At 74.3% G+C, this 10,345-nt stretch carries 10 protein-coding genes; 2 read left to right on the forward strand and 8 right to left on the reverse strand.

The window, feature by feature from the left end:
• Nucleotides 1-62: 62 nt before the first annotated feature.
• From ACIA79_RS10740 to ACIA79_RS10760, 5 genes are all read right to left on the reverse strand, one after another.
• Nucleotides 63-1,289 carry an amidohydrolase gene (locus tag ACIA79_RS10740; protein WP_399427843.1) on the reverse strand — a complete coding sequence of 409 codons (1,227 nt, stop codon included), beginning with the start codon at nt 1,287-1,289 and terminating at the stop codon, nt 63-65.
• Between the two features lie 182 nt (nt 1,290-1,471).
• Entirely contained in the window at nt 1,472-2,524 is a 1,053-nt protein-coding gene (locus tag ACIA79_RS10745; RefSeq protein WP_399427820.1) for a hypothetical protein, read from the reverse strand.
• Nucleotides 2,521-3,408 carry an N-acetylneuraminate synthase family protein gene (locus ACIA79_RS10750; protein ID WP_399427821.1) on the reverse strand — a complete coding sequence of 296 codons (888 nt, stop codon included), beginning with the start codon at nt 3,406-3,408 and terminating at the stop codon, nt 2,521-2,523. Before ACIA79_RS10750 ends, ACIA79_RS10745 begins: the two co-directional genes overlap by 4 nt.
• 12 nt (nt 3,409-3,420) lie before the next feature.
• Nucleotides 3,421-4,656, reverse strand: a complete 1,236-nt coding sequence (locus tag ACIA79_RS10755) for a cytidylyltransferase domain-containing protein (RefSeq protein ID WP_399427822.1) — start codon at nt 4,654-4,656, stop codon at nt 3,421-3,423.
• Nucleotides 4,653-5,924 carry a DUF6716 putative glycosyltransferase gene (locus tag ACIA79_RS10760; RefSeq protein WP_399427824.1) on the reverse strand — a complete coding sequence of 424 codons (1,272 nt, stop codon included), beginning with the start codon at nt 5,922-5,924 and terminating at the stop codon, nt 4,653-4,655. The genes ACIA79_RS10755 and ACIA79_RS10760 overlap by 4 nt, the downstream gene beginning before the upstream one ends.
• A gap of 166 nt (nt 5,925-6,090) precedes the next feature.
• On the opposite strand from ACIA79_RS10760, the gene ACIA79_RS10765 reads away from it, so the two are divergent.
• Complete coding sequence (locus ACIA79_RS10765; protein ID WP_399427825.1) at nt 6,091-7,065, forward strand: glycosyltransferase family 2 protein; 975 nt, start codon at nt 6,091-6,093, stop codon at nt 7,063-7,065.
• Nucleotides 7,062-8,462: a polysialyltransferase family glycosyltransferase gene (locus ACIA79_RS10770; RefSeq protein WP_399427826.1), complete on the forward strand. Its 1,401-nt coding sequence runs from the start codon at nt 7,062-7,064 to the stop codon at nt 8,460-8,462. The genes ACIA79_RS10765 and ACIA79_RS10770 overlap by 4 nt, the downstream gene beginning before the upstream one ends.
• 24 nt (nt 8,463-8,486) lie before the next feature.
• On the opposite strand, the gene ACIA79_RS10775 is transcribed toward ACIA79_RS10770, so the two are convergent.
• The 3 genes from ACIA79_RS10775 to ACIA79_RS10785 form a co-directional block, all read right to left on the reverse strand.
• On the reverse strand, nt 8,487-9,308 hold the full coding sequence (locus ACIA79_RS10775; RefSeq protein WP_399427827.1) for a MerR family transcriptional regulator: 822 nt from the start codon (nt 9,306-9,308) through the stop codon (nt 8,487-8,489).
• Nucleotides 9,309-9,345: 37 nt separating this feature from the next.
• Nucleotides 9,346-10,005, reverse strand: a complete 660-nt coding sequence (gene leuE, locus ACIA79_RS10780; protein WP_399427828.1) for a leucine efflux protein LeuE — start codon at nt 10,003-10,005, stop codon at nt 9,346-9,348.
• 61 nt (nt 10,006-10,066) lie between these two features.
• Nucleotides 10,067-10,345: methylmalonyl-CoA mutase family protein (locus ACIA79_RS10785; RefSeq protein WP_399427829.1), on the reverse strand; the 279-nt coding region annotated here is incomplete at its 5' end.

The raw sequence follows: 10,345 nt of genomic DNA on the forward strand, positions 1-10,345 counted from the left end.
CGTATTCGGGCCCTCCGGAACCGGGCCGGGAGCCGGCCGGTCCGGAGGCCCGGAGCGCCGCGTCAGGACGGGCGGCGGCCGTCGAGGAGGGCCGCGGCCGTGAAGAGTTCGACACCGACCTTGATGGCGGACTCGTCCACGTCGAAGTCGCCGCGGTGCAGGTCGTGCTTGGCGGGGTCGCCCGGGCGCCGGACACCCAGACGCGCCATGGCGCCCGGCACGTGCTCCAGGTACCAGGAGAAGTCCTCACCGCCGAGGCTCTGCTCGGTGTCCTCGACGGCGTACGCCCCGCACCGCTCGGTCATCGCGTCGTGCAGCAGCTCCGTGACCCCCGGGTCGTTCACGACCGGCGGGACGCCGCGCACGTACTCGATCTGGCACTTGGCGCCGTGCAGCGTCGCCACCTCGTCGATGGCGGCGTACACCTGGTCGGGGGCCTCGCGCCAGGCCGCCAGATCCAGGCAGCGCACGGTGCCGCCGAGTTCGGCGTGCTGCGGGATGACGTTGGGGGCGTGACCGCACTCGATGCGGCCCCAGGTGAGGGCGAGGCCCGCGCGGGCGTCGATGCGGCGTGCCAGCACGGCGGGCGCGTCGGTCGCCACGCGAGCGGCCGCGGTGACCAGGTCCGTCGTCAAATGGGGGCGCGCGGTGTGGCCGCCGGGGCCGGCGAGGGTGACCTCCAGGCGGTCGCACGCCGAGGTGATGGCCCCGGTGCGCAGTCCGATGCGGCCGGCGTCGACCCGGGGGTCGCAGTGCACCGCGATGATCCGCCCCACGCCGTCCAGGACGCCCGCCTCGACCGCGTCGACGGCGCCGCCGGGCAGCACCTCCTCGGCGGGCTGGAAGACCACCCGGACCGCGTTCGGCAGCAGGCCCTGGCGGTCGAGGTCGGCGAGGACCAGGGCGGCGCCCAGGGCGCACGTGGTGTGCACGTCGTGGCCGCACGCGTGGGCGCGGTCGGGCACGGTCGACCGGTACGGCACGTCGGTCTTGGTGTCGGGGATGGGCAGCGCGTCGATGTCCGCCCGGATGGCGAGCATGGGGCGTACGCCGTCCCAGGTGCCGATGTCACACGTCAGCCCCGTACCGCCCGGGAGGACCCGGGGGCGCAGCCCGGCCGCCTCCAGGCGGGTCTTGAGCGCGGCCGTCGTACGGAACTCCTGGAAACCGAGCTCGGGATGCATGTGCACATCCCGGCGGAACGCGATCAGCTCGGCACGCAGCTGCTCGGGCAGCGTACCGAGGAGAGGCGTTTCGCCGGGAACGTCGGTTTCGGGGTCGCGGGACATCAACTTGTTCACCCATGAAAGGGTAGGCGCGTTTCGCCCTCAACTAACGTGTGATCTACAAAACTTCAGCCCGATAGGGGAAAGAAACCTGGTTGGACGGGCTTGAGCGGCATGCCAAGTGGGTAAGCTCACGGTTTTTCGCCCTTTTGTCGATCTTTCGTTCGGTGGTAGGCGCGCGGCCCTCACGCCCCCGTCAGTGACAGCCCGTGCGCACGGCGTGCCGACTCCGTCACCCCGGCCAGGAAGCCCCGCGCCCGGGGCGAGGAGGTCGCGCGCAGCCACTCCGGCGCGATCGCGCACACCGTGATGGTGATCCCGGTGCCGGCGAGCGCCGGCGGCAGGGTGTGCACGACCGTGGACGGGAAGCTGAGGACCGTACGCCCGATCGGGCCGCGCCGGGCGATCAGCTCCAGCGGCAGCTCGGGGCGGACGATCTCCAGCCCCGTCGTGACGGCGATCCGGTGCAGCTTCTCGACGCCCTCCCGCCGGTGGGCGAAGTACCGGGTGGCGCCGTGCGCCGCCGCGAGGGCGGCGACCGCCTGCGCGTACCGGTCGGGGTCCACCACGCCGGTCTCGACGAGCGAGGTGCCGACCAGGTCCGCGCCCCGGGTGAGGCGGGGCGGCCCGAAGCGGGCGCGGGTCCAGGCGAAGCGGTTGGCGGTGACGGTGGTGCCCGGCGGCGCCTCGACCGGCAGCGCGGTGAAGACCTCCACGCTGCGCCGGCCCGCGGGGGCGAGCCGCCGCCGCGCCAGCGCCGTGACCGGGGCGAGGGCCAGCTCGCGCGGCGGGCGCAGGCCGCCGGGGCGGTGCCAGCGCACGAGCCGCTCGCCGCGCGCGAGCTGCGCGGTGAACTCCATCGTCGCGGTGCCGTCGTCCACCACGGTGAGCGCGCGCGGCCCGAAGAGCGTCAGCAGCAGCTGCACGTACCGCGAGAACGGATCGCCGATGATCACGCGCTCCGCGGCGCGGAGCAGCGGCGCGAGGTCCCGCAGGGTCCGCGGCAGGGAGCCCCGCCCGGCGCGGGCCTCCTGCCACCGGACGGCCACGCCCTCGTCGCGGGCGATCCCGGCCATGCGGCGCAGCTGGCCGCGGGACATGGGGTCGGCGGGCGACAGGACGACGACGGTGAGGTCCCGCCGCCCGGTGTGGTGGCTCCACTCCAGGACGTTCAGGAGCTGGACGGGGCTCTCGACGAAGGCCAGGTTCGCGGCCGCCGCCGGGTCGGCGGCCGTCATACCGCGGCCGCGACGCGGCGCAGCTTCTTCATGGGGGCCAGCTCCGACTCGTACACCCGCTTGACGCCGTCGCCGAGCGCCGTCTCGATGGTGCGGATGTCGCGTACGAGGCGGGTGAGGCCCTGCGGCTCCACGGAGGCCGCCTGGTCGGAGCCCCACAGGGCGCGGTCGAGGGTGATGTGCCGCTCGACGAAGCAGGCGCCGAGGGCGACGGCGGCGAGCGTGGTCTGCAGGCCGGTCTCGTGGCCGCTGTAGCCGATGGGGATGTTGGGGTAGTCCCGCATGAGCGACTCGATCACCCGCAGGTTCAGCTCCTCGGCCTTCGCGGGGTAGGTGGAGGTGGCGTGGCACAGCAGGATGCCGTCGCTGCCGAGCACCTCGACCGCGTGCCGGATCTGGCGCGGGGTGGACATGCCGGTGGACAGGACGACCGTGCGGCCGGTGGCGCGCAGGGCGCGCAGCAGCTCGTCGTCGGTGAGGGACGCGGAGGCGACCTTGTGGGCCGGCGGGTCGAACTTCTCCAGGAAGGCGACGGCCTCGGTGTCCCAGGGGGAGGCGAACCAGTCGATGCCGCGCTCGCGGCAGTGCGCGTCGATGGCGCGGTACTCGTCCTCGCCGAACTCGACGCGGTGGCGGTAGTCGATGTACGTCATCCGGCCCCAGGGGGTGTCGCGCTCGACGTCCCACTGGTCGCGCGGGGTGCAGATCTCGGGGGTGCGCTTCTGGAACTTCACGGCGTCGCAGCCGGCGTCGGCGGCCGCGTCGACGAGGGCGAGGGCCTTGTCGAGGTCGCCGTTGTGGTTGATGCCGATCTCGCCCGTGATGTAGACGGGGCTGCCGGGGCCGACGGTCTTGCCGCCGAGGGTGCGCAGGCGGGAGTTCACGGTCACGGTTCCTTACGTGGTGGGGAGGGTGTGGAGCTCGGGTCCGAGGAGCCAGCCGGCGATCTCGCGGATCGCCCCGGCCCCGCCCGGCGCGCCGGTGACGGCACGGGCGGCGGCCCGTACGGCGTCGTGGGCGCTCGCGACGGCGACGGGCCAGCCGACGAGTGCGAAGCAGGGCAGGTCGTTGACGTCGTTCCCGGCGTAGAGCACGCGCCGGGGGTCGATGGCGTGGTCGTCGCACCACTGCTTGAGGGCGAGGTCCTTGCGGTCGACGCCGTGCAGGACGGGCACGGCGAGCTTGCGGGCGCGGGCGGCCACGACCGCGTTGCGCTCCGTGGACAGGATCAGCAGCCGCACGCCCGCGCGGCGCAGCGCCGCGATGCCCAGGCCGTCGCCGCGGTGCACGGCGACGAACTCGTGGCCGTCGGCGTCGACGAGCACCCGGTCGTCGGTCTGGGTGCCGTCGAAGTCCAGGACGACGGCGTCGACGTCCGCGGCGGTCGGCGTGGCCGGCTCGTCCAGCAGCGGGGCGAGCGCGCGGGCGCGGGCGAGGTCGTGCGGGTCGTCGACCTCCAGCACGCGCGCCGGGTCGGTGACGACGAGCGCGGTGCGCCCGAAGAACCGGTGCCGGTGCGTGCGGAAGCCGCCCGCGTCCATGCCGTACGCGGCACCGGTCTCCAGGTACTCCGGCTCCCGCTCCTGGCGGCGGAGGCGGCGGGCCTTGTCGTGGTTGACGCCGACGGCGTCGCGGGAGCCGTCCGGGCCGGCGGCGGACCGCCGCCACAGGAAGGCGTGCGAGGGGGCGGCGGTCAGGGCGGTGTCGGCGCCGCGGTCCAGGATCTCGGCCGCCACGCCGTCGACGTCCGCCGCCGTCAGGAACGGGCTGGTGCACTGGACCAGCAGGACCACATCGACGCGGCGGCCGTGCAGCGCCTCGAAGGCGTCCATGGCGTGGAGCACCGCCGACTCGCTGGTCGCCGTGTCGCCGGACAGGGCCGCCGGGCGCGGTACGGCCCCGGCGCCCGCGGCGCGGGCCGCGGCGGCGGTCCCGGGGTCGTCGGTCGACACGACGACGTCCGTCACGAGGCGGGCGGAGCGGCAGGCGCGCACGGCACGCGCGACCAGCGGGGCGCCGCCCACCGGGGCGAGGTTCTTGGCCGGCACGCCCTTCGAACCGCCGCGGGCGGGGATCACGGCCAGCACGGTGGGGCGCCCGGCCCCCGCGTCCCGCGTCCCGGGGCGGCTCACAGCTCCCCCAGCCGGCGGATCACCGGGGCCACGCGCTGCACCCCGTGGCGGTACACCGAGCGCGCCGCCTCGCGCAGGGCGCGCCGCACCGGGCCGGCGGCGGGCGCCGCGCCGGCGGTGTCCAGGCGGTGGCGTGCCAGGATGCCGGGCAGGTAGCCGGGGGCCGTGGCGGTCGTGTACCAGGGCGCGGGGGGCGGCAGCGGCGGCCCGGCGAGCAGGTCGCGCACCCGGGCGCGGGCCGTGTCGAAGGCCCGCTCGTACCCGCCGTGCGGCGGGACGCCCTGTGCCGCCAGCCACGCCTCGTCCGGCACCGGGCGGTGCCCGCCGTCGAGGGCGTCCCACGACGTGAGCAGCCCGGAGCCGATGAAGTGGTGGTTGCCCAGGGCCTCCCGCACGCCGAGGTCGGTCAGCACCGCGGTCGGGACGCGCCGGTGCAGGGCCTCCAGCGCGGCCGTCGAGGAGACCGTGACCAGCAGGCCGGCACGGTCGAGGACCTCGCCCATGTGGCCGTGGACCAGTTTCAGGTTGGACGGCAGGGGGCCGCGCGCCAGCTTCTGGTAGGGGTGCTCCTCGACGTGCGTGGTGTGCTCGCCGGGCCGGGAGCGCAGCTTCAGCAGCACCTCGCGGTGGGGGTGCAGCCGGGCGTGCCCGGCCAGCCGGCGCAGCAGGTACGCGCGTTCCTCGCGGGACGCCGGTACGGAGGGCTGTGCGGCGAAGACCACCGTGTCGCGGCCCTCGCGCGGCGCGTACGGCGCCCCGCCGAGGAACGGCAGCGCCGCCTCGACCACCGCCGAGGCGTCGGCGCCGACGCCCTCGTACACGGCGCGGAACCGCTCGGCGTCGTGGCGCGAGTTGGCGAGGACGAGGTCCGCGCCGTGCCGCAGCAGCAGCCCGTCGGCGAGCTTCTCGTACACGACGCCGACGTACCCGGTGACGACGACCGGCCGGGGGTGCGGGGGCGCGTCGGCGAGGGCGTGCAGCATCGCCTGCACGGTGCCGCCGACGAGCGCGAGGACGACCACGTCGTACGCCTCCTCCCGCAGCACCCGCAGGAAATCGGCTCCCGTCACCTCGCGCGGCGCGCCCGTGCCGGCGCCGGTCTCGGCGAGCTGGCGCGCGGTCGGGGTGGCGCGGCCGCGCAGCACGAAGCCGGTGACCCGGCTGTCCTCGGGGGCGATGCGGCGCGCGGTCAGCGCGCCCCACTTCCATCGGGTGTCGGAATCCGCGAGAACCGCGATCCGCACCGCTTCACTGGTACGTGATGGCACGCCGAGGACGTTAGGAAGGCGTTCCGCTTCGCGGCCCAACTGGGCGGCAACAAACGGTGAACAGCACCCGGCGGCAATCCGGTTAATAAGCGCGCCGCTCAGTGTTCACCACGCATCCGTCCACCGGCCAGGACGAATGCCAAGGCGGCCCCCTACCGTCTCGCGAGTGGTCAAGCTCTCCGTCGTCGTGCCGTTCTACAACGTGCAGACATACGCCCCCGACACCCTGGAAAGTCTGCGTGCCAATGCACGGGACGACTTCGAATTCCTCCTGGTCGACGACTGTTCGGCCGACGGAACGGAGGAGATCCTGCGGCGCGCGGCCCGCGAGCTGCCGGGCGCGGTGCTGCTGAGACACTCGCGCAACGCCGGGCTCGCCACCGCCCGCAACACCGGCATCGACGCGGCGCGCGGCGAGTACCTCGCCTTCCTCGACGGCGACGACTGGACCGCACCCGGCCACTTCGCCCGACTCCTCGCCACCATCGAGGAGTTGGGGTGCGACTTCGTCCGTACGGACCACGTGCAGTGCACCGGCAGGACGCGGACGGTGCACCGCGTCCCGGTGGGCCGGCGCGGGGAGGTGCTGCGGCCCAGGGACGCGATCCTGCCGGCCGGGCGGTCCACTTCGGTGGACTATCCGTACGCGTGGGCCGGCCTGTACCACCGGCGGCTGGCCGAGCGGGGGCTGCTGCATTTCACCGACGGACTGCGGACCGCGGAGGACCGGCCGTGGATATGGCGGCTGCACCGGGAAGCGGATTCCTTCGCGGCGGTGAGCTCGCTCTCCCTCTTCTACCGGCGCGGAATCCCCTCGTCCCTCACACAGATCGGAGACATCAGGCAGCTCGATTTCATCCGCGCTTTCGACCAGGTTCTCGAAGAAACCGCGAAGGATCCGGATTCCGCTCGGCTGCTGCCGAAAGCGGTGCGCACGTATTGCGCGATCATCGCCCACCACCTGTGTTCCGGCCGGTTCGAGGCGCGGGTCGTCCGCACCTTGCGCAACCGGAGCGCGGCGGCCCTGCGCCGGATGCCGCAGGACGTCCTGAGGGACGCGCTCGCCACGATGGACGGCGAGAGGGCGGCGCTGCTGCGCGCCCTGCGCCGCCGCCCGGTGATGCCGGGAGCGGCCGCGTGAGCACGCAGATCTTCTACGCCTCGACGCTGTACGGCGCGGTGACGCTCGCCGCCGCGATCGACAGCGGCTGCTTCGAACCCGCCGACCGCCGGCTGCTGCTGGTTGCCAACAACGCTGCGACGCCCGAGACGGCCGTCCCCCTCGACCGGATGCCGGGTTTCGACCGGCTGAGCCACCGCTTCGACGCCGTCCTGTCGTGGAACGACGCCGTCGCGCCGTTCCACCCGGGCGGCTGGTCCCCGCGCCCCGACGACGTACCGCTGTGGGAGCGGTACCTGCGCCTGCTGTGGGGGCTGGGCGACGACCGGGTGGCGCTGGCCGTCGAGTCGCTCCAGGTCCCGCCCGCGCTGACGGTGGCCCAGCTGTTCCCGGACGCCGTGATCGACGTGTACGCCGACGGGCTGATGAGCTACGGCCCCACCCGCAACCGGATCGACCCGCTCGTCGGGGAGCGGGTGCGCAGACTGCTGCACCTGGATCTGGTGCCGGGCCTGCGGCCCCTGCTGCTGGCGGAGTTCGGGGTGGTGCCCGAGGTGGTCCCGGCGGAGGCGTTCACGAGGGTCGTGGACGAACTCGCCGAGGGCGGGACCGGGGAGGCCGGGTGCGGGGGCGCCGCGTGCGGGGAGACCGGGACCGGGGAGGCCGGGTCCGGGGACGCGGCATACGGGCAGGCCGGGTCCCGGGACGCCGGGGAGGGCGTCGCGCTGCTGCTGGGGCAGTACCTGTCCGCGCTCGGCATCCTCTCCCCCGCCGAGGAGGAGGACCTGCACGTACGGATGGTGCGCGGCGCCGTCGCGCGCGGGCACCGCCGGATCGTCTTCAAGCCGCACCCGGTCGCACCCGCGTCCTGGTCGCGCACGCTGGAGCGCCGGGCGCGGGAACTGGGCGCCGAACTGACCGTGGCCGCCGGTCCCGTCCTCGCCGAGTTGCTGTTCCGGCGGCTGCGGCCGGCGCTGGTCGCCGGGTGCTTCTCGACGGCGCTGTTCACGGCGAGCGGTTTCTACGGACTGCCGGTCGCGCGGCTCGGCACCGCCCCGCTGCTGGACCGCCTGACGCCGTACCAGAACAGCAACCGGGTGCCGGTGACCCTCGCCGACGCTCTGCTGCCGGACCTGGAGAGCGGCGAGGCGGACGGGGTGACGGACCTGGCGGGCCTGCTGGACGCCGTCGGCTTCGCGATGCAGCCGCAGGTCCGCGCGGACCTGCGGCCGTCGGCCGAGCGGTACCTCGCCACCCGCCTTTCCCCCGCCACCCGCCGGTACTTCAAGCGCCGCCGCCTGACGGCCCTCGGCCTGCCGGGCGGCCTGCCCGGCGGGCTGAAGGTGCCGCGCAACGCGGTGACCCGCCGTCTGCTCCGCCGGGCGCGCCGCCTCAAGCGGGCGGCGCTGCGCCGGTGACGCGGCGCCGGCCGGGGGCGCGGGTCAGGCCCGGACGACCGGTTCCTGGAGCTCGGTGACCCACTGCGAACGGTCGTCGGGGACCTCCAGGTACAGCTCGCGGGTGTAGCCGGCGGAGCGGTAGCCGTTGGTCCCGATCCAGGTGGCCAGGGTCTGCAGGGTGGGCAGCAGATGGTCCATCGACCCCCGGTGGACGACGGTCGCCGCCTGCTCCAGCCCGGGCAGGACGACGACGTCCACGCCGGGCACGCCCACCCCGTCCGGCACGGTCATGCCCGCGTGGACGACGATCGAGCCGTCACCCGCCGGGGCGTCCTCGTAGTACGCGATGCCCGGGCCGCACGGCGTGACCCCCGCGGCCTCCAGCCGGGCGCAGAGCTCCTCGTACAGGGGGGTGATGACCGGGCCGATCCCGGCCGGCTCGAAGCCGGCGGCGGTGCCGCTCAGCTCGGCCAGCCGCACGGCCGGAACGCTCTTCAGTACGACGTCCTGCGTGGACATGTGTCCCTCGCTCTCGATGGCCCGGAGCCTCGCCGCGACCTGCGCCAGGCGCGCGGCCGCCTCGCTCATCGCCGTCTCCAGCTCGGCCTGCCGCAGCCGCAGCATCCCGCGCAGCTCCTCGGCGCCGACCTCCTCGTCGAGGATCGACCGCACCTGGTCGAGCGTGAAGCCGAGGTCCTTGAGCGCGATGACGCGGTTGAGCCGGGCGAGCTGGCCGGCTTCGTAGAAGCGGTAGCCGCTGAACGGGTCGACGCGGGCGGGGCGCAGCAGTCCGATGGCGTCGTAGTGGCGCAGCATGCGGACCGACACCCGGCCGTGTCGGGCGAAGTCTCCGATGGTGAACATGACGCCCCCTACGCCACGGCCTCACACGGTGTCAGGGTCAAGCGGTGCTGCTGAGGGACAGTTTGACCGCGAAGCCGAGGAACAGCGCGCCCGCCGCCGAGGTGGCGCCGGCGGACAGCCGCTTGCGGCGGCGGAACGCGGCGGCCAGGTGGGTGCCGGTGAAGATCAGCAGGGTGAGGTAGAGGACGCTCGCGGCCTGGGCGAGGCTGCCGAGCACCACGAAGGAGAGCGCGGGGTACTGGTAGGCCGGGTCGACGAACTGGACGAAGAACGCGATGAAGAACAGGATCGCCTTGGGGTTCAGCAGGCTGATCACGAAGGCCCGCCGGAACGGCCGCTCGGTGGCCGGTGCCGGGGCGGCCTCGCCGAGCTCCTCCGCCACCCGCTCCCTGCGGGTCCGCCACATCGACCAGGCCGCCCGCAGCATGCCCACGGCGAGCCACGTCAGGTACCCGGCGCCGGCGAACTTCACGATCCCGAACAGCAGCGCGTTCGCCTGGAGCAGGGAGGCCACGCCGGCCGCGGACAGCGTCATCAGCACCGTGTCGCCGCACCACACGCCGGAGGCGGCGACGTACCCGGTGCGTATGCCGCGCCGGGCGGCGACGGACAGTACGTACAGCGAGTTCGGCCCCGGCAGGAGAATGATCAGGACGAGGCCCGCGAGATAGGTCGGCAGATCGGTGACACCCAGCATGAGGCGGAGTGTCGCACGTGGGTACGACACTCCGCCCGGGTGTTTCGTCACGCGGGACGGGTCAGAACGCGTCCGTCGGGACGTACGTCCCCCACACCTCACGCAGCGCGTTGCAGACCTCGCCGACCGTGGCCCGGGCCTTGAGGGCGTCCTTCATCGGGTAGAGGACGTTGTCGGTGCCCTCCGCGGCCTTCTTGAGCTCCGCGAGCGCCGCGTCGACGGCCGCCTGGTCGCGCTCGGCCCGCAGCTTGGCGAGGCGCTCGGCCTGCTGGGCCTCGATCGCCGGGTCGACGCGCAGGGGCTCGTAGGGCTCCTCCTCGTCGAGGGTGTAGCGGTTGAC

It is taken from the genome of Streptomyces sp. NPDC051310 (assembly GCF_044455245.1).
Classification (GTDB): domain Bacteria; phylum Actinomycetota; class Actinomycetes; order Streptomycetales; family Streptomycetaceae; genus Streptomyces.